At 61.3% G+C, this 21,479-nt stretch carries 20 protein-coding genes, 2 tRNA genes and 2 pseudogenes; 11 read left to right on the plus strand and 13 right to left on the minus strand.

From position 1 onward, the window contains the following. Window positions 1-318: 318 nt before the first annotated feature. On the minus strand, window positions 319-510 hold the full coding sequence (locus A4C63_RS13070) for a YhfL family protein (protein WP_003254720.1): 192 nt from the start codon (window positions 508-510) through the stop codon (window positions 319-321). A 254-nt stretch (window positions 511-764) separates the two neighbouring features. Here A4C63_RS13070 and A4C63_RS13075 point away from each other — a divergent pair, with 254 nt between their 5' ends. From A4C63_RS13075 to A4C63_RS26780, 4 genes and pseudogenes are all read left to right on the plus strand, one after another. Then, window positions 765-1,382, plus strand: a complete 618-nt coding sequence (locus A4C63_RS13075) for a LysE family transporter (protein ID WP_063913001.1) — start codon at window positions 765-767, stop codon at window positions 1,380-1,382. A gap of 427 nt (window positions 1,383-1,809) precedes the next feature. Then, the gene (locus A4C63_RS13080) at window positions 1,810-2,073 is read left to right on the plus strand and encodes a hypothetical protein (RefSeq protein WP_063913002.1); all 264 of its coding nucleotides are present in this window, start codon (window positions 1,810-1,812) and stop codon (window positions 2,071-2,073) included. 138 nt (window positions 2,074-2,211) lie between these two features. After that, window positions 2,212-2,484 (plus strand): DUF3077 domain-containing protein, encoded by a 273-nt coding sequence (locus A4C63_RS13085; protein WP_025340252.1) that lies wholly within the window; start codon window positions 2,212-2,214, stop codon window positions 2,482-2,484. Further along, window positions 2,481-2,657 (plus strand): annotated as a pseudogene (locus A4C63_RS26780) (putative addiction module antidote protein); the annotation flags it as partial. The gene A4C63_RS13085 and the pseudogene A4C63_RS26780, both read left to right, overlap by 4 nt. 349 nt (window positions 2,658-3,006) lie before the next feature. Here A4C63_RS26780 and A4C63_RS13095 read toward each other — a convergent pair. The 7 genes from A4C63_RS13095 to dapA all read right to left on the minus strand — a co-directional run bounded on the left by A4C63_RS13095 (window position 3,007) and on the right by dapA (window position 8,707). Continuing rightward, window positions 3,007-4,077, minus strand: a complete 1,071-nt coding sequence (locus A4C63_RS13095) for a macro domain-containing protein (protein ID WP_063913003.1) — start codon at window positions 4,075-4,077, stop codon at window positions 3,007-3,009. Between the two features lies 1 nt (window position 4,078). Then, window positions 4,079-4,876 carry a DUF4433 domain-containing protein gene (locus A4C63_RS13100; RefSeq protein ID WP_082888325.1) on the minus strand — a complete coding sequence of 266 codons (798 nt, stop codon included), beginning with the start codon at window positions 4,874-4,876 and terminating at the stop codon, window positions 4,079-4,081. A gap of 125 nt (window positions 4,877-5,001) precedes the next feature. Further along, window positions 5,002-5,091: transfer RNA gene (locus A4C63_RS13105), tRNA-Ser, on the minus strand. A 91-nt stretch (window positions 5,092-5,182) separates the two neighbouring features. Then, the gene (purC, locus tag A4C63_RS13110; RefSeq protein WP_004375217.1) at window positions 5,183-5,893 is read right to left on the minus strand and encodes a phosphoribosylaminoimidazolesuccinocarboxamide synthase; all 711 of its coding nucleotides are present in this window, start codon (window positions 5,891-5,893) and stop codon (window positions 5,183-5,185) included. A gap of 30 nt (window positions 5,894-5,923) precedes the next feature. Then, window positions 5,924-6,682: an MBL fold metallo-hydrolase gene (locus A4C63_RS13115; protein ID WP_063913004.1), complete on the minus strand. Its 759-nt coding sequence runs from the start codon at window positions 6,680-6,682 to the stop codon at window positions 5,924-5,926. Then, window positions 6,683-7,804: an outer membrane protein assembly factor BamC gene (gene bamC / locus A4C63_RS13120; RefSeq protein ID WP_063913005.1), complete on the minus strand. Its 1,122-nt coding sequence runs from the start codon at window positions 7,802-7,804 to the stop codon at window positions 6,683-6,685. It abuts the gene before it with no gap. 15 nt (window positions 7,805-7,819) lie between these two features. Next, window positions 7,820-8,707, minus strand: coding sequence for a 4-hydroxy-tetrahydrodipicolinate synthase (gene dapA, locus A4C63_RS13125; protein WP_063913006.1), 888 nt, complete (start codon window positions 8,705-8,707; stop codon window positions 7,820-7,822). Between the two features lie 259 nt (window positions 8,708-8,966). On the opposite strand from dapA, the gene A4C63_RS13130 reads away from it, so the two are divergent. Together A4C63_RS13130 and A4C63_RS13135 are read left to right on the plus strand one after the other, a co-directional pair. Beyond that, window positions 8,967-9,527 (plus strand): glycine cleavage system protein R, encoded by a 561-nt coding sequence (locus A4C63_RS13130; RefSeq protein WP_013973793.1) that lies wholly within the window; start codon window positions 8,967-8,969, stop codon window positions 9,525-9,527. Between the two features lie 11 nt (window positions 9,528-9,538). Continuing rightward, complete coding sequence (locus A4C63_RS13135; protein ID WP_063913007.1) at window positions 9,539-10,012, plus strand: peroxiredoxin; 474 nt, start codon at window positions 9,539-9,541, stop codon at window positions 10,010-10,012. 120 nt (window positions 10,013-10,132) lie between these two features. Here A4C63_RS13135 and A4C63_RS13140 read toward each other — a convergent pair whose 3' ends face one another. Both A4C63_RS13140 and A4C63_RS13145 read right to left on the minus strand, forming a co-directional pair. Continuing rightward, window positions 10,133-11,203: an AI-2E family transporter gene (locus A4C63_RS13140; protein ID WP_063913008.1), complete on the minus strand. Its 1,071-nt coding sequence runs from the start codon at window positions 11,201-11,203 to the stop codon at window positions 10,133-10,135. Between the two features lie 19 nt (window positions 11,204-11,222). Further along, complete coding sequence (locus A4C63_RS13145) at window positions 11,223-11,462, minus strand: sulfurtransferase TusA family protein (protein ID WP_008097503.1); 240 nt, start codon at window positions 11,460-11,462, stop codon at window positions 11,223-11,225. Window positions 11,463-11,584: 122 nt separating this feature from the next. On the opposite strand from A4C63_RS13145, the gene A4C63_RS13150 reads away from it, so the two are divergent. After that, window positions 11,585-13,021, plus strand: coding sequence for a M48 family metalloprotease (locus A4C63_RS13150; protein WP_063913009.1), 1,437 nt, complete (start codon window positions 11,585-11,587; stop codon window positions 13,019-13,021). A 118-nt stretch (window positions 13,022-13,139) separates the two neighbouring features. On the opposite strand, the gene nadA is transcribed toward A4C63_RS13150, so the two are convergent. Next, window positions 13,140-14,198 (minus strand): quinolinate synthase NadA, encoded by a 1,059-nt coding sequence (nadA, locus tag A4C63_RS13155; RefSeq protein ID WP_019472564.1) that lies wholly within the window; start codon window positions 14,196-14,198, stop codon window positions 13,140-13,142. A 277-nt stretch (window positions 14,199-14,475) separates the two neighbouring features. After that, complete coding sequence (locus A4C63_RS13160) at window positions 14,476-15,984, minus strand: YdgA family protein (protein ID WP_063913010.1); 1,509 nt, start codon at window positions 15,982-15,984, stop codon at window positions 14,476-14,478. A 445-nt stretch (window positions 15,985-16,429) separates the two neighbouring features. On the opposite strand from A4C63_RS13160, the gene A4C63_RS13165 reads away from it, so the two are divergent. The 4 genes and pseudogenes from A4C63_RS13165 to A4C63_RS13175 all read left to right on the plus strand — a co-directional run bounded on the left by A4C63_RS13165 (window position 16,430) and on the right by A4C63_RS13175 (window position 21,007). Further along, window positions 16,430-17,782 (plus strand): APC family permease, encoded by a 1,353-nt coding sequence (locus tag A4C63_RS13165; RefSeq protein ID WP_063913011.1) that lies wholly within the window; start codon window positions 16,430-16,432, stop codon window positions 17,780-17,782. 285 nt (window positions 17,783-18,067) lie between these two features. Continuing rightward, a pseudogene (locus A4C63_RS27025) lies at window positions 18,068-19,054 on the plus strand (HAMP domain-containing protein); the annotation flags it as partial. Window positions 19,055-19,156: 102 nt separating this feature from the next. After that, on the plus strand, window positions 19,157-19,912 hold the full coding sequence (locus A4C63_RS27030) for a methyl-accepting chemotaxis protein (protein ID WP_371106068.1): 756 nt from the start codon (window positions 19,157-19,159) through the stop codon (window positions 19,910-19,912). A 135-nt stretch (window positions 19,913-20,047) separates the two neighbouring features. Further along, window positions 20,048-21,007, plus strand: coding sequence for a cation diffusion facilitator family transporter (locus tag A4C63_RS13175; protein ID WP_063913013.1), 960 nt, complete (start codon window positions 20,048-20,050; stop codon window positions 21,005-21,007). A 386-nt stretch (window positions 21,008-21,393) separates the two neighbouring features. Here A4C63_RS13175 and A4C63_RS13180 read toward each other — a convergent pair. Beyond that, window positions 21,394-21,469 (minus strand) — tRNA-Lys (locus A4C63_RS13180). Window positions 21,470-21,479: the final 10 nt, after the last annotated feature.

Raw genomic sequence — 21,479 nt, forward strand, 5'->3', positions numbered from 1 at the left:
GTCAGGAGAACAGAGGGCGGGCCTGTGGCTGGCCCAAGTAAAGCGTGTTCTGCAGCGCAGGCTTGTTGTTGATCATTGTTCAGCAGCCAGAGAACCAGAAAAAACGACTCGGCCTTTTGTCGAATTGACCGACATGGCTGAATCGTTTTTCCGATTGTAGCTTAAATGCCAGCGCAAACAAATTACCGGTCGGAGCGTCAAGGCGACGGGTTGCCCCAGTGGCAGATTGTCACGCCGAAAAACAAAAACCCCCGATCATCTGCATGACCGGGGGCCTTGGATCACGTCGCAAGCGTCGCGATCTGGGTACCGCCAAGATTACTGCTGCTGAGGCAGTTTATCGATCGGGCCGCAGCCACCGATGATCTTGGAGATGGAAACCGAAGGGTGGAACAGGTAGTCGTAGGTGCAGTTTTTCGGCTGGTTGTAAACCTGGCCAGTGCAACCCGACAGCAGGGCAACACCCGAAACGACAGCAACGGCTACGGTGGCCTTGAACAGCTTTTTCATACTAAGTCCTTTAAATGAATCATCTTCGGCCATCGTCTGATGGCGGCGGGATGATACAGAACCTGGGCATTGGATCCAAGCAGCGCATGGCACTTGTTCGTTGCAGCAGCGCAACAATACGTTGCGGTTGCAAGCAATGTCTCACGTTCCTGAAACCAGATGTTATTTCCAATTCGCAATGCATGGTTGAAAAGTGAGCGGGTGGCGACGATAGTCTTGAACGCTGCTTTCTCACTGCCCTACAGGAGTTCCCCATGCTCGGTGTCACCGACTACGGCGCGTTCGTCATCGCCTTCATCATCGTCCTGGCCATCCCCGGCCCGGGCAACTTCGCCCTGATCACCGCCACGGGCAAGGGCGGGATCAAGGCCGGCATGGCTGCGACCTGTGGGGTAATCCTGGGTGACCAAGTGCTGCTGTGGCTGGCGGTGGCTGGCGTTGCCACCCTGCTGGCCGCCTACCCTGCCGCCTTCCATGTGGTGCAGTGGGCCGGTGCCGCGTACCTGGCGTACCTGGGCCTGCGCATGCTGCTGAGCAAACCCGGTGGCGCACCGCGGGCCAGCCGCATGGACAACGGCCAGTACCTGCGCCAGACCATGATGATCACCCTGCTCAACCCCAAGGCGATCATGTTCTACATGGCGTTCTTCCCGCTGTTCGTCGACCCGGTGAAGCACCAGGGGCTGGTGACCTTCGGCTTCCTCGCGGCGACGGTGGCGGTGGTGACCTTCCTGTACGGGTTGATTGCGGTGGTGCTGACGCACCAGTTGGCCGAACGCATGCGCGCCAATCCGCGGATATCCAATATGTTCGAGCGGTTGGCGGGGGCTTGCCTGGTGGGGTTTGGCATCAAGCTGGCGGCGATGCGCTGAAGGCCCTGGGGGGCGCTTTGCGCCCCTTTCGCGACGCAAGGCCGCTCCCATAAGGTGGCCTTACGCAAATCCCTTGTGGGAGCGGCCTTGTGTCGCGATGGGCCGCAAAGCGGCCCCCAGTCCTACAGCTGAAACTCAGAATAATCCCCTTCCCTGTAGGCCATTTCCCAAACATACTGCCAACCCGCTCAAACTGTTGCGACGGATTGGGTCGCGCTCTAGTCTCGGCTTGTCGTTTCAAAATCAACGACCGGCTTTGACAGGCCGACGATTTCCCGCACACGTGCACTGTTTATGGCGGCTGTACGTGGGGCACCTCGTGTGCGCCGAGTTACTCCGGGATCCTCGGTCTGTCAACCCATGTACAGCTGCCACCCTCTTGTTTGACAGCAAGCTTGCGGCAGCTCCAATGATCCTGGAGATGTGTATGCGCAAGATGGTCCCCGATCCACCCCACTCCCTCGATTCCACCCAGGCTCTGCAAGACACCCTGGTCCAGTCCTCAGAGTACGTACTCTGCGCCCTGTTCGTGGCCCGCCAATCCGTGCAACTCAAACCCACGGCCCCGAGTTCGATCGTGATGCAGGCCGTGATCCATGAAATGGAAGCGGTACAGGGCCTGGTCGAGTCGGCATTGATGCAATTGCAGATGCAGGCCCATTTACCGGTTGAGCCGCGCATCTTGCACTAAGCAGGTCTGGCCTCTTCGCGGGTAAACCCGCTCCCACAGGGGTAATCATTGCCCTCAAGTACTGCGCCGTACCTGTGGGAGCGGGTTCACCCGCGAAGAGGCCGGTACAGACACCCAAAATCCCAGGGAGATTCACCAATGCCCACCGACGACACAAAACAACCCACCACAGTCGGCAAGACCTGTTTCTATCAAGGCGAAAACAACACCCACCCACTGTTCCGCATCGAACCCGGCATCCCCTGCCAGGACGCCCGCGAACAGGCATCGGAACTGATGGGCTACGTCCGCGACCTGATCATCACCGGTTTGATGGATGGCGACCAGAAGCTGATCTGGGCCTCGCATTACCTAAGTGCGATGGCCAAGGCGCTGCTGGATGATGCTGAATTGGGGATGATGAAAAAATGATCCGCGATATGTCAATACTCAATTTGGATTTGAGCAACACCAAGCGTTTCGAGGCTTGCCGGTTTCTCGATAGCCCCGAAACGATCAATGTATTTCTGCAAGAAGCCATGAAGACCAATGATGTTTACGTTCTGAAGCAAGCGTTGAGAGAAGTCTCAAAGACAACACGCGTGCAGTAGCCGATTACTACCTGTCCCGCAACGAAACAGCCCCGCAGGCCTACAGCTGCGGGGTACCAAATCCCAAGCGCAGTACATGGAAAGACCACCTCTGCGGGAGCCCAGCAGTGCAAAATCCATTCCCCAGAAATAAGAAGGCCCGAACGTAATGCCGGACCAAGCCAGCACCAGAGGATCGGGCGCGATTGGAGATCAATACTGCCGGATACATCAGTAAGCGCCAAGTACAGCGCTTACGAAAATGTATCAAAATTAAATGCAGAAACGAAAAAACCCCACAGATTTGAAACTGAGAGGTTTTTCGATGTATGGCTGAGAGTTAGAGCCTCACCACAATAAAATTCTAGCAGGTGCTGCTTCGAGACTCTGCATCCCAATTCAACTTCTTCAGTCGATGCCAAGCTCTTTCTAGGTGAGAGGGCTTTAGATAAGCTTTCTTCCGCTCGCTCCAGCCATGTACCGCCTTGACTGCCTGTTCAGGATCATCTTTGGCTCCAGGGGCATTACACATAACCCAATGAACGGTGCTAAGTAGCTCCATTCCATACGGATCTTCAAACCCATCAATTAACTCGGCAACCCTTTCCATTCGATGCATAGTTTCGACATCTTCGCACAAAAACTGCTCCGCTTCTTCGATAGAGCCCGCCTTCAGCTCCAACGGTTTGGTGGGGTCGTCCTGACCGTCTCCGTAGCCATGGATAAAGTGACCGTCTAGTTTGATCAGTACTTGCCTGAGGTTCTTAGCATATGGGCCAAACTGCTTGGCCTCAAACTGCAGCCGAAGAGGCTTGCCACTTTCCTGCAAAAAATACATCAGCTTATGAACTTCTAACAAACTGACAAATGGATCCAGAAGCCCTTTGAGATAGCGGTCCATTAAAAGAATCAGTGCGGCACGACCGTCAGTCATTTTTGGACGTTCTGTTCTATTTGGCATTTCTTTTGCTGCAGGTGCACCAGACGGAGGGTACAGCAGCACCTCAACATCTGGCAAAACTGAAAATGCCTCTTCAATTGCGGGCTGAACCTCTTCCCATTTTAGGCCACCCAACCCGCAACCAAGTGGAGGAATTGCAATAGATTTGATATGCAATTCATTAACCTTACGAACTAAATCATCAAGGCCGCTTTGAATATTCTCAAGTTTGCTTTTTGACTTCCAATGCCCTTTGGTCGGAAAGTTTATAATCCAACGCGGACCTCCAACCAACCCGCCAAGATCAAAGATATGAACTTTACCCAGCCGAACGGCATCATTCTTGCAAGCATCCTGATAGCTTTTGAACATGCTAGGAAACGCCTGCTTGAATTGCAACGCGATACCTTTACCCATGACACCTTCCGTGTTCACGGTATTCACTAACGCTTCAGCAGGTGCTGTTAGAAGGTTGCCTTTGCTAAGCTTGATCATTTTAGAAGTACCAGTCATTTTTGACTCTCACCTCAGGCTGATGCGTCGAATTGCGCACGATCTCTTGCACTCTCTCAACCGCCGCCTGATTGTAGCAGCCAATGAAATGGATACCCTGCCAAGGGAACTGCTCCGCCACCAAGAACTCTGACTGTTTTTGGTGCCGTTTTTCTCCCCAATACTTGGCATTGATTGTGGACCAATCCAAGTCAGCTAGCTTACTAATATCGTTATAAAAATCCGTATGGTAAGCGCCAGCGTTGCCGTCGCTGAAGGCCCATTCTCGTTGAAGCCCTACACCAGTACCGACGGAGCTCACCAAATGCACGATGTCACTCTGACATCCTTCGGGCTTGCCGGTGTTACCTCTGTTGACGGTGTAGAGCATTGGAGTACGCGGACAAAAATAGAAGGGCACAAACTCCCCGACATACCGAGGCCCACAGCAGCCTACACCTATTTCTTGGAGCCTACGAAGCTTGATGTGATCGTAGCCAATAACTGAGTGCTGCCCTGATTGAACCATCACGGCATCTGACTGAAGGCCGGAAGCGATTATCCCAGGTAGATTGGCAATATCTGTGATGTGATAGATCAGTACGTCTTCAGGTCTGGATGTCATAGATCGCGCCCGGGTTGGCATTGAGTAGCCAGTCCGCTCGACGACCGTGACACCTGACACGAAGGCGCGAGCCCTGAACTGTCCTTGTTTAGGGCAAATAGTATGTGATTTCTGCTGAGTTTTCACCAGCTCACAACTGTCGATCAGCGTGACGCCAAGGACGGTGAGATCACTCAATCGCTTCCCACCATACGCACCAGCCGACCTGTCAGCGACGACAGTTCCAAAGTAGTACAAATGGGCAGTACGACCCAGAAAACGAAAAGCCCCGCAGAAGTTAACCTGCGGGGCTTTTCGATATATGGCGGAGAGATAGGGATTTGAACCCTAGGTACTGTTGCCAGTACAACGGATTTCGAATCCGTCCCGTTCGACCACTCCGGCATCTCTCCAATGCCGCGCATCATACCAGCGTTCTTTTAAAACGCAAACCTTTTTTTCAAAAAAATCGCGTGGTATCAGGCGCTTGCGTGAACGTGCCGCTTACAGCGGCACGCCCAGGCGCTTGGCAACTTCTTCGTAGGCTTCGATCACGTCGCCCAGGCCCTGGCGGAAGCGGTCCTTGTCCATCTTCTTGCGGGTCTCTTTGTCCCACAGGCGGCAGCCGTCCGGGCTGAACTCGTCGCCCAGCACGATCTGGCCGTGGAATACGCCGAATTCCAGCTTGAAGTCGACCAGCAGCAGGCCGGCGTCATCGAACAGCTTGCTCAGCACTTCGTTGACCTTCAGCGACAGCTTTTTCATTTCGGCCAGCTGCTCGGCGGTGCCCCAGCCGAACGCGACAACGTGGGATTCGTTGATGAAGGGGTCGCCCTTCTCGTCGTTCTTCAGGAACAGTTCGAAGGTGGACGGCTCCAGCTTGATGCCCTCCTCCACGCCCAGGCGCTTGACCAGGCTGCCGGCGGCGTAGTTGCGCACCACGCACTCGACCGGGATCATGTCCAGCTTCTTCACCAGGCACTCGTTGTCGCCCAGCAGCTTGTCGAACTGGGTCGGCACGCCGGCTTCTTCCAGTTTCTGCATGATGAAGGCGTTGAACTTGTTGTTCACCATGCCTTTGCGGTCGAGCTGTTCGATACGCTTGCCGTCGAACGCCGAGGTGTCGTTACGGAACAGCAGGATCAAGCGGTCGGCGTCGTCGGTCTTGTAAACCGATTTGGCCTTGCCGCGGTAAAGTTCGTCGCGTTTTTCCATGATTGGGCTCCGCTTGCTTGAGGTGTTGGGCTAGGCGATTTCGCGCCAGTCGAGCCCGTGTTCCTGATTCGCCACCTGGAGCCAGTCCGGGTCGCACCCAAGGGTGTCGACGAAGCACTGGCGAGCCAAGTGTGGCAGGTTGTTCTTGCTGCTGAGATGGGCCAGCACCAGGTGTTGCAGGTTGCTCCAGCCCAACTCGTGCACCAGGCGCGCGGCCTGGTGATTGTTCAAATGCCCTTGCATGCCACCCACCCGCTGCTTCAGGAAGGCCGGGTAGTGACCGCGTGCCAGCAGGTCGCGGCAGTGGTTGGCCTCGATCAGCAGTGCATCCAGGCCCTGGTAACGCTCCAGCAGCAGCGCGTCGTACGAGCCCAGGTCGGTCAGCATGCCGAAGCGCCGCTGGCCGTCACTGACCACGTACTGCAGCGGCTCGTAGGCGTCGTGCTCGACCCGCGCCGCGGTCACTTCCAGGCTGCCGATACGCAGGCTGTCGCCACAAGCGAGAAAACCGGCCACCTCCACCGGCTTGCGCATGCCGCGCAAGGTCCCTTGGCTGAGGTAGACCGGTACATTGTAGCGCCGTGACAGCAAGCCGACCCCATGCACGTGGTCGGCATGTTCGTGGGTGACCAGTACCGCACTGAGCTGGGCCGCCGACACGCCGAGCAGCGCCAGGCGCCGCTCGGTCTCGCGCAGGGAAAACCCGCAATCGACCAGGATGAACGTGTCACCACTGGCGATCAGCGTGCCGTTTCCCTGGCTGCCGCTTCCGAGTACCGCGAAGCGCACTTAGCCCAGGTGGTCCTGAATGGCGCTCAGCACGCGGCGGGCGACATCGGCCGGAGCCACGGTGTTGATGTTCTTCTCGACCGTGACCTGCACGCTCTCACCCACCTTGCTCAGGCGAACCTGGTAGCGCTCGGCACGGGCTTCACGCTCTTCCTTGGTCGGCTCGCTGCCGAACATGCGGCCAAAGAAGCCAGGCTGGTTCTGCTTGTCGTCAGGCTTTTCCGACAGGTTGATGTAGTACAGGCCCAGGCTGCGGTTGATGTCCTCGACACGCCACTGGCCACCCTGCTCCAGGGCACGGCCCACGCTGGACCAGGCGCGGTCCAGGTCGGCGCCCAGGTACAGCACCGGGTTGCCGCTGCCGTCTTCGCTCAGGCTCACGCGGCTTGGCGCGTCGAAATCGCGCGCGGCCAGCAGCGACACCGAACCGCCCTTCTCGGCGCTGCGGTTCATGCTGGCAAGCATTTCGTCGACCAGCAGGGCATCGGCACCGGTGTTGCTGGAGGTGGACGGGAAATCGGGCTCGGCAGTGCTGCCGGCCGGGCGCTCGACGCTGACCACATACACCTCGGAGGTGTTGCGCTGCACGCCAGGCTCCATGCGCACACGCACGCGCACTTCGCTGTCAGCGCTGCTGGCAGTGCTGGCCAGACGCTGGCCGAGCGATGCCGACAGTTCGTCGAAACGCTGCCAGGTCGTGTTGAATTCGCCGGTCTGCGGGCGCTCTTCGGCGATGCGGAAGCCGTTGTCCTCGAAGAACTGGCGGGCCACCGGCCATACTTCGGCCGGCGAATGCTGGGCCAGCACCCAACGGCTGCTGCCGCTGCGCTGCAGGCTGTAGTCGGTAATCTGGGCGGCGCCACCGGTCATCGGTTGCGGGCGCGGCACCTCGAACTCGCCGGTGGCGCTGTCGTCGGCGACGTTACGCGGGATCGGCAGCAGCGGGTCAAGGCGCTTGACGTTGCTGGCGTCCGGCGGCAGTTGCATAGGCGCGGTCGGGCGCGCCTGCAGGTAATCGCTGCCGCGGTCGCGGAAATAGCCATCCTCGCCCCACAGCCAGCCACACCCGCTGGTGCTGGAGATGATCAGGGCAAGGGCGGAAAGACCAGCCAGTCGCTTCATGCGGTGTACTTCCTCTTAAACCAGTACGCCGGACTGGCGCAAGGCAGTACGGACTTTTTCGTGGCAGCCTTCGCTCAACCAGGTCAGCGGCAGGCGAATGCCTTTGTGCATCAGGCCCATTTCGACGAGTGCCCATTTCACCGGGATAGGGTTGGACTCGCAGAACAGGTCTTTGTGCAGCGGCATGAGTTTTTCGTTGATTGCGCGGGCCTTCTCGGCATTGCCCTCAAGGGCGGCCTCGCACAGGTCGGCCATTTCGCGCGGGGCGACGTTGGCGGTGACGGAAATGTTGCCCTTGCCGCCCATCAGGATCAGCTCGACGGCGGTCGGGTCGTCGCCGGACAGGACGATGAAGTCGCTATCGACGCCATCGAGGATCGCCTTGGCGCGTACCAGGTCGCCGGTGGCTTCCTTGATACCGATGATGTTCTTGACCTTCGACAGGCGGATCACGGTATCGGCCTGCATGTCGCAGGAGGTGCGGCCGGGTACGTTGTAGAGGATCTGCGGGATGTCGACGGCTTCGGCAATGTGCTTGAAGTGCTGGTACAGGCCTTCTTGCGTCGGCTTGTTGTAGTACGGCACTACCAGCAGGCAGGCGTCGGCACCGGCGCTCTTGGCGTTCTGGGTCAGGTGCACGGCTTCGGCAGTGGAGTTGGCACCGGTACCGGCGATGACCGGGATGCGGCGGGTGCTGCGCTTGACGCGCTCGACCACGTGCTTGATGACCAGGATGTGTTCTTCGACATCCAGCGTGGCGGACTCACCGGTGGTGCCGACAGCGACGATCGCATGGGTGCCGTTTTCCAGGTGGAAGTCTACAAGTTTGTCGAGGCTGTCCCAGTCAAGACGCCCTTGTGCATCCATGGGAGTGACCAATGCCACCATACTGCCCGCAATCATGTAACTGCTCCTGCCGGAAAAAGAGAGCGGTAATGGTACTGGGGGCATCGGCCTTGCACAAGCGAAGCAGGCGGGTGGAGCATTCCCCTCGGCGCCTTATTTCGCTACCCTTGCTGCTTTGATCGGTGCAGCGCGGCCCGCCGGGCCGTCGACCTTGCTCCCCGCCAGCGTCCACGACCTCGCATGCGAGCCCCGGGCCCTGCCGACTGGAGGCTTTCGCCCGTCCTGTGCCGACCGCTCATCGCTTTAGGAATGCTGCATGTCCACCCCCACCGTCCGCGAACAATTCCTTGTCATCAGCGCCTTGGGCCCCAACCCTATGGAGCTGGCCAACGTCCTCAGCCGCGCTGCCTTCGAAAACCGCTGCGCGGTGGTCACCTCGCGCCTGAGCCGCCACGGCGAGACCAGCGCCCTGGTACTGCAGGTGGGCGGCAGCTGGGACGCCCTGGCACGCCTCGAAGCCATGCTGCCGGGCCTGGGCAAGAAGCACGGCCTGACCCTGGACGTGGTGCGCAGCGCCGACCAGGAAGTGCGCCCGCAGGCCCTGCCCTACGTGGCCTACGTCAGCGCCGCCTACCGCCCGGACATCATCAACGAGCTGTGCCAGTTCTTCCTCGACCACCGCGTCGAGCTGGAAGCCATGACCTGCGACACCTACCTGGCGCCGCAGACTGGCAGCAGCATGCTCAACGCCCAGTTCACCGTGATTCTGCCGGCCGGCACCCAGATCAGCTGGCTGCGTGACCAGTTCCTGGACTTTGCCGATGCCCTGAACCTCGATGCGCTGATCGAGCCATGGCGTCCACAGAACCCAATGTAAGGAAACCGACCATGGCTGTAGCACTCGACCACCCCGTTGCCGACTTCCAGGCCCAGGCCACCAGCGGGCAAACCGTCAGCCTGGCCGGGCTCAAGGGCCAGCAAGTGGTGGTGTACTTCTACCCGAAGGACAGCACCCCGGGCTGCACCACCGAGGGCCAGGGTTTCCGTGACCAGCACGATGCCTTTGCCGCAGCCAACACCGTGGTGTTCGGCGTGTCGCGCGATGGCATCAAGTCGCACGAGAACTTCAAGGCCAAGCAAGGCTTCCCGTTCGAGCTGATCAGCGACAAGGACGAAGCCCTGTGCCAGCTGTTCGACGTGATCAAGCTGAAGAAGCTGTATGGCAAGGAATACATGGGCGTTGACCGCAGCACCTTCCTGATCGACAAGGACGGTGTGCTGCGCCAGGAATGGCGCGGGGTGAAGGTGCCGGGGCATGTGGATGCAGTACTGGCTGCTGCCCAGGCCCTGAACAAGGCTTGAGATTGATGGGGCTGCTTTGCAGCCCATTCGCAGCACAAGGCTGCTCCTACAAGGGTTTGCGCGGTATCTGTAGGAGCAGCCTTGTGCTGCGAATGGGCCGCAAAGCGGCCCCAATTGCATTCAAAGCATCGGTGACACACTAGGCTCCTGCCGCGGCCAGGCATCCAGCACGGCCTTGATCAGCGTCGCCAGCGGGATGGCGAAGAAGATCCCCCAGAACCCCCACAACCCGCCAAACAGCAGCACCGCGCAGATGATCGCCACCGGGTGCAGGCTCACCGCCTCGGAGAACAGCAGCGGCACCAGCACGTTGCCGTCCAGCGCCTGGATGATCGCGTACACCGTCATCAGGTAGATGAACTGGTCACCCCAGCCCCACTGGAACAGTGCGATCAGCGTCACCGGCACGGTCACCACCACCGCGCCCACGTAAGGCACCACCACCGACAGCCCCACCAGCAGCGCCAGCAACGCGGCGTAGTTGAGCCCCAGGCTGATGAAGGCGATGTAGGTGGCAATGCCGCAGATCAGGATCTCGATGCCCTTGCCGCGGATGTAGTTGGCGATCTGCCGGTTCATCTCGCTGCCCACCCGGTTCAGCAGGCTGCGCTGGCGTGGCAGGTAGCCGCTGACCCAACGGCCGATCAGTTCGCGGTCCTTGAGAAAGAAAAATACCAGGATCGGCACCAGCACCAGGTAGATCATGGCGTTGACCAGCAACGGCAGGCTCGACAGCGAGAAGGTCAGTGCCCACTGGCCGAACTTGCCGATTTCCCCGCGCACCGACTCGATGGCATGCAGCACCTGCTCGTCCGACACCAGGTGCGGGTAACGCTCGGGCAACAGCAACAGCAGCGACTGCCACTTGCCGAGCATGCCCGGCAGTTCGTTGAACAGGGTGATCAACTGGTGCCACAGCAGCGGCACCAGCACCAGCATGAACACTGCCAGCGCGCCCATGAACAGGGCGAACACCAGCATCACCGCCAGCCGGGTCGGTACCCGCACGCGCTCCAGGGCATTGACCAGCCCCTGCATCAGAAACGCCAGCACCATGCCCGCCAACACCGGTGCAAGCATGCCACCCAGGGTGAGTACCGCGGTAAAAGCCAGGAACAACAGGACCGCCAGCACCACCGCTTCCTCATCGGAGAAGTAGCGCTGCATCCAGTCGCGAAGCACTTTGAACATTGACGATCCTTGGAAAGACTCAGGCCTTGCGCAGCCAGTAAGTGTAGGTACCGGCCTCGGCCGTTTCCCGCAGCAGGGTATGACCTGCCAACTGGGCGAAAGTGCGGAAGTCGCGTTGGGAGCCGGCGTCGGTGGCGATGACCTTGAGCACCGCGCCGCTGGCCAGGCGGTTGAGCTCCATCTTGGCCTTCAGCAGCGGCAAAGGGCAATTCAGCCCGCTGGCGTCCAGCTCGGCGTCACAGGTCAGGGTGTCACTCATCGTGGGGCTCTCCAAAGGCATTGCCAGGCTGTATCTGGATTTGGCCGGCTAGGATAGCGCCACTGGTCGCCAACGTGTGAGCCCGCTACAGTAGGTATCTTTGACCGACGCGAGCTTCATGCATGAATCTACTGCGCCCTACCCTGCTGACGCTGGCCTGCCTGTTGGCCCTCCCTGGCCACGCTGACGACCTGCCATCACTGGGCGACGCCAGTTCCGCGATCGTCTCGCCACAACAGGAGCACCAGCTCGGCCGTGCCTGGCTGAGCCTGCTGCGTGGCCAGGTCAACCAGCTCAACGACCCGCAGCTGAAGGACTACGTCGAAACCAGCGTGTACCGCCTGGCCGAAACCAGCCAACTGCAGGACCGACGCCTGGAATTCATCCTCATCGATAGCCGCGAGCTCAACGCCTTTGCCGCCCCGGGCGGCATCGTCGGGGTCAACGGCGGGCTGTTCCTCAACGCCCAGACCGAAGGCGAGTACGCCTCGGTACTGGCCCACGAACTGGCGCACTTGTCGCAACGCCACTTCGCCCGCGGCGTCGAGGCCCAGCAGCGCATGCAGTTGCCGATGATGGCGGCGTTGCTGGCCGGTATCGTGCTGGCCGCAGGTGGTGGCGGTGATGCCGGTATCGGCGTGATCGCCGGCACCCAGGCGGCGGCGATCCAGGAACAGCGGCGCTTCTCTCGGCAGAACGAACAGGAAGCCGACCGTATCGGCATCCAGAACCTGGAAAAGGCCGGCTACGACCCGCGCAACATGCCGACCATGTTCGAGCGCCTGGCCCGGCAGTACCGCTACGACGCCAAGCCACCGGAATTCTTGCTGACCCACCCGGTAACCGAGTCGCGTATCGCCGACACCCGCAACCGTGCCGAGCAGGCCCCCAAGGGCGGCGTCGAGGACAGCATGCGCTACCAGCTGATCCGTGCCCGGGTGGCGCTGACCTACGAAGGCACCCCGGGGCTGGCAGCCAAACGCTTCCGCGCCCAGCTGGACGAAGACCCCAAGCTGGACGCCGCGCGTTACGGTCTGGCCCTGGCGCAGATCAAGGGTGGCCAGCTGAACGAGGCGCGCGAACTGCTCAAGCCGCTGCTGGCCAAGGCGCCCAACGACATTACCTACAACCTGGCGCAGATCGACCTGGATATCACCAACAACCGCCTGGCCGACGCGCAGCAGCGTGCCGAACGCATGCAGGGCCTGTACCCGGGCAACTACCCGCTGAAACAGGTGCGTGCCGACCTGCTGGTGAAGCAGAACAAGCCCGCCGAGGCGGAGAAGGTGTTGAACGAGCTGGTGAAGAGCCGGCCGGATGACCCGGACGTGTGGTACGACATGGCCGAAGTGCGGGGCCTTTCGGGCAATACCATTGGTTTGCACCGGGCGCGTGCCGAGTACTTCACACTGGTGGGCGATTTTGACCAGGCCATCCAGCAGCTGGATTACGCCAAGCGCCGTGCGGGCGGGAACTTCCCGCTGGCAGCACAGATTGACCAGCGCCAGCGCGAGGTCATGGAGCAGCAGCGCATGGTTCAGGAAATGATGGGGCGTTGAATATTGAGGGAGCGCTTCGCGCTCCATTCGCAGCACAAGGCTGCTCCTACAGGGAAATGTGATCTCTTGTAGGAGCAGCCTTGTGCTGCGAATGGGCCGCAGAGCGGCCCCAGCAATTTCAGGCGTTCCCGGACAACTTCAGGCGCGCCGCCTGGGTAAAGTCCAGCATCCGGTTCAGCGGCTTGATCGCTTTCGGCACCAGCGCCGGGTCGACAAAAATCTCGTTAGACCCATTACGCAGGCAATCCAGCACACGCTCCAGGGTGTTCATCGCCATCCACGGGCAGTGCGCGCAGCTGCGGCATGCCGCGCCGTTACCGGCGGTAGGGGCTTCGACGAACTCCTTGTCCGGGCACAGTTGCTGCATCTTGTAGAAGATGCCGCGGTCGGTGGCGACGATGAAGGTCTTGTTCGGCAGGGTCTGGGCAGCCTTGATCAGCTGGCTGGTGGAACCCACCGCGTCGGCCAGTTCGATCACCGCTTCCGGCGACTCGGGGTGCACCAGAATCGCCGCATCCGGGTACAGCGCCTTCATGTCGGCCAACTGGCGCGACTTGAACTCTTCGTGAACGATGCAGGCACCGTCCCACAGCAGCATGTCGGCACCGGTTTGCTTCTGGATGTAACGCCCCAGGTGCTGGTCCGGGCCCCAGATGATGGTCTCGCCGTTGTCCATCAGGCTTTCGACGATTTCCAGCGCGCAGCTCGAGGTCACCACCCAGTCGGCACGGGCCTTCACGGCAGCGGAAGTGTTGGCATAGACCACCACGGTACGCTCCGGGTGCTGGTCGCAGAAGGCCGAGAACTCTTCCACCGGGCAGCCCAGGTCGAGCGAGCAGGTAGCCTCCAGGGTGGGCATCAGCACGCGCTTTTCCGGGGTGAGGATTTTCGCCGTCTCGCCCATGAAGCGCACACCGGCAACGATCACGGTTTCGGCCGGGTGGTTCTTGCCGAAGCGGGCCATTTCCAACGAGTCGGACACGCAGCCGCCGGTTTCTTCGGCCAGCGCCTGGATGACCGGGTCGCAGTAATAGTGGGCGACCAGCACGGCGTTCTGGGCCTTGAGCTCGGCAGCGATGGCCGCACGGTATTCGGCCTCCTGCTCGGCTGTCAGCGGGTTGGGCTGCTTGGCGTCGAGGTGGGCCTGAACCAACAGGCGTTCGGAAATCTGGGTCATGATCGCTGGACCTGCGGGCGCTTGTGCGCGTCAAATCGAGTGTATCACCCGGCCCTGACAGATCGGCTAGGGGCGCCGGACGGCACACAGGCCGCCACGGCCCTCTGCGGGCGCGGATTATTATCGGAGGCCGAAGGCTACAGACAATCCAGCGATTTCTAAAGCGGTTTTTGTGTTGCCTGTGCTGGCCCTTTCGCGGGTGAACCCGCTCCCACAGAATCTGCCAAACTCCTGTGGGAGCGGGTTTACCCGCGAAGAGGCCGGTACAGGCTTTCGATCAACCCTGCGGCGACAGGGCCGCCAGGTGCGAGGCCATGAGCATCGCGAACTCTTCCACGGTCATTTTCTGGCCGTTGAAATCGACCATGCCATCGGCATAGTGCAAGCTGCTTACCACATCATCGCCCTGCACCGTGGCCATGCCGCTCTGCAACGCCATCATGCCGACCATTTCCCCAGCCTGGCTCGACTGCATGGCAATGGCCTGGGCGTCGCTCTGGCCATCCAGCAGCGCCTGCAAGGTTGCCAGGTCACCGATCATCGGCTTGGACAACGACAGCTTGCCCTTAACCTCGGTGATCAGCTGCTTGCTCAACTGGTCAGGCGGCAGGTCGAAGCTGGCCGGGGCAGCGAAGCCCATCCAAAGGTCAAAGCGGCTTTCGCCATTGGCGGTCTTGAACGACAGGTTTTCCACCGCCACCCGGGGCTTGGCAGCCAGCAGTTTCTGCAGCTCGCCCTGGAACCTGGCCTTCTCCACATCGTCCATCTGGATTTCCGGCACCGGCTGGCCGGCTGCGGCTGCAGCTTCGAACTCCGGCAGGTGCGCCTGGTACCACGTCGACAGCGCCTGCAGCGCCGGGGCGTTGACCGACGTGATGCTCACCGCCATTTGCGCCTTGCCCACCGCACGGCCATCCCAGGTGATATCCCCAACCTTGTACTCCACGCGGCCACCCACGGTATCCGGGCCATCAAGGGTTTGCAGGGCGTTCTGCTCCAGGCCCTTGACCACCAGCACCTGCTGCTTGGGCCCCAGGGTGACCTTGGTTTCGGCCAGCGCCAGGTCGACGTTACCCACATAGATGGCCTCGTGCGCGGTGGCCGCCAGCTGGCCGCCGACCTTCAGGCCGTTGAGCTCGAAGGTGGCAGGCGGCTGGTCATCGCGCACCAGTTTCATCACGAAACGGTCGGCCTGGCCGTGGAAGCGCGAGGCCTTGCCTTCCTGATCACCGCTTACTTGCAACTGCATGCCCGAGAAGTCGAGGCTGTTGCCATCCGCTTCGTCAAGCTTGACCGGCGCCAGCTGGATCTGGCTGACCACATTGCCATCGTAACCCAGGCTGGTCTGCGCGCTGACCGGTGCCTGCTCGCCTGCGGCGGCGAACCACGGCGCAGTGGCGTCGTCCTTCTGCAGCGTGCTGTTGCTGACCGCCAGCACCGGCATCAGCTTCAACGCCTTTACCCGCGACCAGGGGAACGGGCCATGCTCGATCTGGTCGGTCACGCCCACGTCGAAATTCACCACTTCGCCTTCGCCCAGGTTGATATCGCGGGCCTTGAGCCGGTACTGGGCGGTACTGCTGAAGAAATGCTGCTCCAGCGATACCCGCTCGATACTCATGCTGCCACCGGTGCTCACCAGGGCCTTCTTGAGTTCGGCGTTGCTGCGGACAAGGGCGTTGTCCAGCTCCGCAGGCAGCTGCTTGCCGGTGTACCAGGCGCCAGCGGTGATTGCGACGGCGATGGCGATAGCCAGGCCGGAAAGGATGCCAACTGATTTCTTCATGAATAGAACCGATTGCTGTCCGTAAGGGCTTCGTAGGCGGCCAAGGGCCACACAGAACGCCAAGAGTACCACCGCAGCCCAGGCCTGGCGCTGGCCCGGCTCGAGAAATCCCGCTTTTGGGAAACGCCTGACAGCCTTTCCATGGGAGACCGGCATTCGTTAATTTTTTCGAACACTCAAATTGATCAAAACCGCAAAAAAACGCGCAATAACCGAACAAAACCCCACTTGAATCGATAAATATTTCAATTCAGCAACATCTTGTCATGTTTAACTTGACACCCAGCTACCCATCGTTTTTTATTTTAACCACTTTGCGCGCTCCCCCGCGCCCCCGCCGCTCCAACAATAAAGGTGAACAACATGGAGCCCACCCGCTCGCCCTTGCCGCATGCGCAGTACACCGTGCCCGCCGTTTACGCCCAGCCGCAGGAGCCATGCCAGCATGCAGCATGACCACAGCGCCTCCGGCAATGGCCAACTTCGCAAAACCCTGCGTCTCTGGCACGTGATCATCATCGGCCTGGCCTACCTGACCCCGATGACCGTGTTCGACACCTTCGGCATCGTATCCGGGATTACCGCCGGGCACGTACCCAGCGCCTACATCCTGGCGCTGGCCGGGATCCTGTTCACCGCCGTGAGCTACGGCACCCTGGTACGACGCTTCCCACAGTCGGGCTCGGCCTACACCTACACCCAGCGTGCGATCAACCCGCACGTGGGCTTCCTGGTAGGCTGGTCGTCATTGCTGGACTACCTGCTGCTGCCAATGGTCAACGCGTTGCTGGCCAAGCTGTACCTTTCGGCCATGTTCCCGGAAGTACCGGAGTGGATGTGGGTGGCGGGCTTCGTCACCCTGATCAGCCTGATCAACATGCGCAGCGTGAACCTGGTAGCGCACTTCAACCTGCTGTTCGTGGCCGTGCAGGTGGCGATCATCGCCGTGTTCATCTACCTGTGCGTGCGCGGCCTGGACCAAGGTGAAGGGCTGGGTACCGCCTGGAGCCTGCTGCCATTCGCCGACAACCAGACCCAGCTCAGCGCCCTGGCCGCCGGTGCGACCATCCTGTGCTTCTCGTTCCTGGGCTTCGACGCGGTCACCTGCCTGTCCGAAGAAACCCGCGACCCGGGCAAGACCATCCCCCGGGCGATCTTCCTCACCGCACTGATCGGCGGCATGGTGTTCATCACCGTGTCGTACTTCATCCAGGCCTACTTCCCGACCATGTCCCGCTTCCATGACCAGGAAGCGGCACTGCCGGAAATCGCCCTGTACGTCGGTGGCAAGCTGTTCCAGTCGATTTTCATCGCCTGCACCGTGATCAACACCATCGCCTCGGGCCTGGCCTCGCAGACCAGCGTGTCGCGCCTGCTGTACGTGATGGGCCGCGACAACGTGATCCCGGCCAGCCTGTTCGCCCGCCTGCATTCACGCTACAAGACGCCGGTGGTGAACATCGCGGTGGTGGGGCTGATTTCGCTGTCAGCGATCTTCTTCGACCTGGTCACCGCCACCTCGATCATCAACTTTGGCGCACTGGTCGCGTTCAGCTTCGTCAACCTGTCGGTGATCAACCACTGCTACCTGCGCGAAGGCAAGCGCCAAGGCCTGGCCAACCAGCTGACGTACCTGGTGGCGCCCACCATTGGCTTCTGCATCATCGTTTCGCTGTGGCTGGACCTGAACGCGCATTCGCTGCTGTTCGGTGGCGTCTGGGCACTGCTCGGCCTGCTGTACCTGGCCTGGCTGACCAAAGCCTTCAGGGACACCCCGCCCAACTACATCGCTGAATGACCCACGCTGCCGACAACGCCCGCGCCTGAACGCGGGCGTTGTACTTGATCGAAAAGGAAAGCCCTCATGCCGCTGCGCCGCCTCTCCATCCAGTGGAAGATCACCCTGCTCGCCGGCCTGTGCCTGCTGGCCATCGTCGCCTTGCTGGTGACTACGTCGCTGGCCCAGGCGCGGCGCAGCGCGGCACTGGTCAACCAGGCCAACACCGAAATGCTCGACAGCAGCGCACGCCTGCGCCTGCAGGCGCAGGCCGAAGCCCAGGCCCTGCGCATCCAGCGCTATTTCATGGACGCCTACCAGTACGGCAATGGCTTTGCCCGCCTGGTACAGGTGCTCAAGGCCCGTGGCGGCAGCGACCTGCGCGCCGAGCTGACGCGCCAGGCCCGCACCAGCCTGGCCGGCAACCCGGACGTGATCGGCCTGTACCTGGTTTTCCAGCCCGACGCCCTGGACCAGGACAGCCAGTACCTCGGCCAGAATGCCGTGGGCAGCAACGAAAGCGGGCGTTTCTCACTGTACTGGTCACAACCCCGCCCCGGCACCCTGGAGCTTGAAGCCATGCCGGAATCGATGCTCGGTGACGCCAGCATCGGCAGCAACGGCGTGGCAAAGAACCGCTGGCTGACCTGCCCGCAGGACACCGCCAGAACCTGCATGCTCGAGCCATACCTCGACGAGGTGAATGGCCGCCAGGTGCTGATGACCAGCATCGCCCTGCCGCTGCTGGAGCATGGCAAGGTGGTCGGTGTGGTCGGCCTGGACATCGGCCTGGCCAACCTGCAGCAGTTGAGCCTGGACGGCCGCCGGGAGCTGTTCGATGGCCAGGGCCAGGTCAGTATCGCCAGCGCAGCCGGCCTGCTGGCCGGCAACAGCCGCGACGACAGCAAACTCGGCGAGCCCATGGACAAGACGGTAGCCGATGGCCTGCTGCGTGTTGCCCACCCATTCACGCCAATCCCTGATGCCACCCCTTGGCAGGTACTGCTGGAACTACCGGAAAGCGTGCTGCAGGCGCCTGCCGTCGCCCTCAACCAGCGCCTGGACGCGCACAACCACAGCGCCAACCTCACCAGCCTGCTGGTCGGCCTGGGCGCTGCGGTAGTCGGCTTGCTGCTGGTGTGGCTGACCGCACGCGGCGTGACCCGGCCGATCCTGGCCGTGGCCGCACGCCTGGAAAACATCGCCAGCGGCGAAGGCGACCTCACCCGTCGCCTGGACTACGCCCGCCAGGACGAACTGGGCCAGCTCACCGGTTGGTTCAACCGTTTTCTCGACAAGCTGCAGCCGGTCATCGCCCAGGTCAAAGGCTCACTGCAGGAGGCCCGCGGTACTGCCGACCAGTCGGCCGCCATCGCCAGCCAGACCAGCAACGGCATGCAGCAACAGCACCGTGAAATCGAACAGGTGGCCACCGCTGCCAACGAGATGAGCGCCACCGCCCTGGATGTCGCCCATAACGCCTCGCAGGCGGCCCAGGCCGCACGCGCTGCCGACCAGGCCAGCCGCGAAGGCCTGCAACTGATCGACAGCACCCGCCAGGGCATCGACCGCCTGGCTGCCGGCATGAACACCGCCATGGACGAGGCGCGCGCGCTGGAAGGCCGCAGCGGGCAGATCGGTTCGGTGCTGGAAGTGATCCGTACCATTGCCGAGCAAACCAACCTGCTGGCGCTCAACGCCGCCATCGAAGCCGCCCGCGCGGGCGAAGCCGGGCGTGGTTTTGCCGTGGTAGCCGATGAAGTGCGTGGCCTGGCCCAGCGCACGCAGACATCGGTCGAGGAAATTCGCCAGGTCATCGAAGGCTTGCAGCAAGGCACTCAGGATGTGGTAGGCGCCATGCACGCAGGCCAGCGCCAGGCGCAGGACAGCGCCACGCGCATGGAGCAGGCGCTGCCGGCGCTACAGCGTATTGGCGAGGCAGTGGCGGTGATCAGCGACATGAACCTGCAGATTGCCTCGGCAGCCGAAGAGCAGAGCGCGGTAGCCGAAGAGGTGAACCGCAATGTGGCCGGCATTCGCGATGTGACCGAATCGCTGGCAGGCCAGGCCGATGAGTCGGCGCGCATCAGCCAGGCCTTGAACCGGCTGGCCAACCAGCAGCAGGCGCTGATGGAGCAATTCCGCGTCTAACCTGTCAGGGCCAATGCGCCTTCTTCGCGGGCATGCCCGCTCCCACAGGAAATGTACAGCCCTGTGGGAGCGGGCGAGCCCGCGAAGAGGCCCCAACAGGCAATACAGCATCATCGATTTTACCGAGCACAATTTATGCAAAACCCAACCAGATCCACCTTCTTCGACATCACCAGCGAACAGGGCCTGTTACGCACCTCGATCGCCGTCACCCTGTTCATCGCCACCATCGGCATCGCCTTCGGCCTGGCCTCCGGCTCGTTCTCCATCGTCTTCGACGGCGTCTATTCGCTGGTCGATGCCAGCATGAGCGGGCTGTCGCTGGTGGTGGTCAGGCTGATTACCGCGCACACCACCAGCGTGCAGATGTCGCGCAAGCTGCGCGAGCGCTTCACCATGGGCTTCTGGCACCTGGAGCCGATGGTGCTGGCGCTCAACGGCATCCTGCTCAGCGGCGTGGCCATCTATGCACTGATCAACGCCGTCAGCAGCTTGCTGCAAGGCGGGCGCCACCTGGAGTTCGGCATCGCCATGGTCTACGCGCTGCTGACCGTGATCGCCTGCGTGACCATCGCCATTGTCGAGGCCCGCGCCAACCGCAAGCTGGGCTCGGATTTCGTGCGCATGGACGTGAAAGGCTGGGTGATGTCGGCCAGCATTACCGCCGCGCTGCTGATCGCCTTCTGCTTTGGCTATGCGGTTCAAGGCACATCGCTGGAGTGGGTATCGCCGTACATTGACCCGGCAGTGCTGGCGCTGGTCTGCCTGGTGATCGTACCGTTGCCGATGTCTGTGGTGCGCCAGGCCCTTTCGGAAATTTTCCTGGTGACCCCTGGCGACCTCAAGCTGCATGTGGACGAAGTCGCCAAAGCCTTCGTCGCACGCCATGGGTTGCAGTCGTACCGGGCTTATGTGGCCAAGGTCGGGCGCTCGCGGGAAATCGAGCTGTATTTCATCGTACCGAAGGCCATGGCCGCGAAAACCATCGATGAATGGGATGCGTGGCGCAACGAGATCGGTGATGCGGTGGGTGGTGAAGGGCCGGACCGTTGGCTTACGGTGGTGTTTACCGGGGATCCGGAGTGGGCTGAATAACCTTGGGGCGCTTTGCGCCCCTTTCGCGACACAAGGCCGCTCCCACAACGTCCGCACAGCTCTCAAGGCCTGTGCTTTACCTGTGGGAGATTGCCCAGCCCTTTGGGCTGCGCTGTCGCACAGGGAACAATGTTCGAGAGCGCGTCACAATCCCTTGTGGGAGCGGGCACGTCGAGGCGTCGAACCGCCGCGAACACCGGCGCAGCCGGTGCCATACACCGCGTTGGCCGTTTCGCGGGCACGCCCGCTCCCACAGAGCCCTGCTAAATCAATAATTTATGTGTTGTTCCATGAGAGCTGGCTTGCCGGCGATGAGGCCAGTACAAGCAGCCGAAAACGAAAAAGCCCGCGACCGTTGCCGGTAGCGGGCTTTGACGTACTGAGTATGGTGGGTCGTGTAGGATTCGAACCTACGACCAATTGGTTAAAAGCCAACTGCTCTACCAACTGAGCTAACGACCCGTTGGATGGC

This window comes from Pseudomonas sp. p21, assembly GCF_001642705.1.
Lineage (GTDB): Bacteria > Pseudomonadota > Gammaproteobacteria > Pseudomonadales > Pseudomonadaceae > Aquipseudomonas.

What these genes read in the sequence shown, in the direction of transcription:
- A4C63_RS13145 (WP_008097503.1), bottom strand. Translation starts at nt 11,462, where the DNA reads ATGAGTGACACCCTGACCTGTGACGCCGAGCTGGACGCCAGCGGGCTG.
- A4C63_RS13165 (WP_063913011.1), top strand. Translation starts at nt 16,430, where the DNA reads ATGCAGCATGACCACAGCGCCTCCGGCAATGGCCAACTTCGCAAAACC.
- A4C63_RS13085 (WP_025340252.1), top strand. Translation starts at nt 2,212, where the DNA reads ATGCCCACCGACGACACAAAACAACCCACCACAGTCGGCAAGACCTGT.
- A4C63_RS27030 (WP_371106068.1), top strand. Translation starts at nt 19,157, where the DNA reads ATGCAGCAACAGCACCGTGAAATCGAACAGGTGGCCACCGCTGCCAAC.
- A4C63_RS13095 (WP_063913003.1), bottom strand. Translation starts at nt 4,077, where the DNA reads ATGATCAAGCTTAGCAAAGGCAACCTTCTAACAGCACCTGCTGAAGCG.
- A4C63_RS13130 (WP_013973793.1), top strand. Translation starts at nt 8,967, where the DNA reads ATGTCCACCCCCACCGTCCGCGAACAATTCCTTGTCATCAGCGCCTTG.
- A4C63_RS13140 (WP_063913008.1), bottom strand. Translation starts at nt 11,203, where the DNA reads ATGTTCAAAGTGCTTCGCGACTGGATGCAGCGCTACTTCTCCGATGAG.
- A4C63_RS13080 (WP_063913002.1), top strand. Translation starts at nt 1,810, where the DNA reads ATGCGCAAGATGGTCCCCGATCCACCCCACTCCCTCGATTCCACCCAG.
- A4C63_RS13150 (WP_063913009.1), top strand. Translation starts at nt 11,585, where the DNA reads ATGAATCTACTGCGCCCTACCCTGCTGACGCTGGCCTGCCTGTTGGCC.
- A4C63_RS13075 (WP_063913001.1), top strand. Translation starts at nt 765, where the DNA reads ATGCTCGGTGTCACCGACTACGGCGCGTTCGTCATCGCCTTCATCATC.
- bamC (WP_063913005.1), bottom strand. Translation starts at nt 7,804, where the DNA reads ATGAAGCGACTGGCTGGTCTTTCCGCCCTTGCCCTGATCATCTCCAGC.
- A4C63_RS13175 (WP_063913013.1), top strand. Translation starts at nt 20,048, where the DNA reads ATGCAAAACCCAACCAGATCCACCTTCTTCGACATCACCAGCGAACAG.
- nadA (WP_019472564.1), bottom strand. Translation starts at nt 14,198, where the DNA reads ATGACCCAGATTTCCGAACGCCTGTTGGTTCAGGCCCACCTCGACGCC.
- purC (WP_004375217.1), bottom strand. Translation starts at nt 5,893, where the DNA reads ATGGAAAAACGCGACGAACTTTACCGCGGCAAGGCCAAATCGGTTTAC.
- A4C63_RS13070 (WP_003254720.1), bottom strand. Translation starts at nt 510, where the DNA reads ATGAAAAAGCTGTTCAAGGCCACCGTAGCCGTTGCTGTCGTTTCGGGT.
- A4C63_RS13160 (WP_063913010.1), bottom strand. Translation starts at nt 15,984, where the DNA reads ATGAAGAAATCAGTTGGCATCCTTTCCGGCCTGGCTATCGCCATCGCC.
- dapA (WP_063913006.1), bottom strand. Translation starts at nt 8,707, where the DNA reads ATGATTGCGGGCAGTATGGTGGCATTGGTCACTCCCATGGATGCACAA.
- A4C63_RS13135 (WP_063913007.1), top strand. Translation starts at nt 9,539, where the DNA reads ATGGCTGTAGCACTCGACCACCCCGTTGCCGACTTCCAGGCCCAGGCC.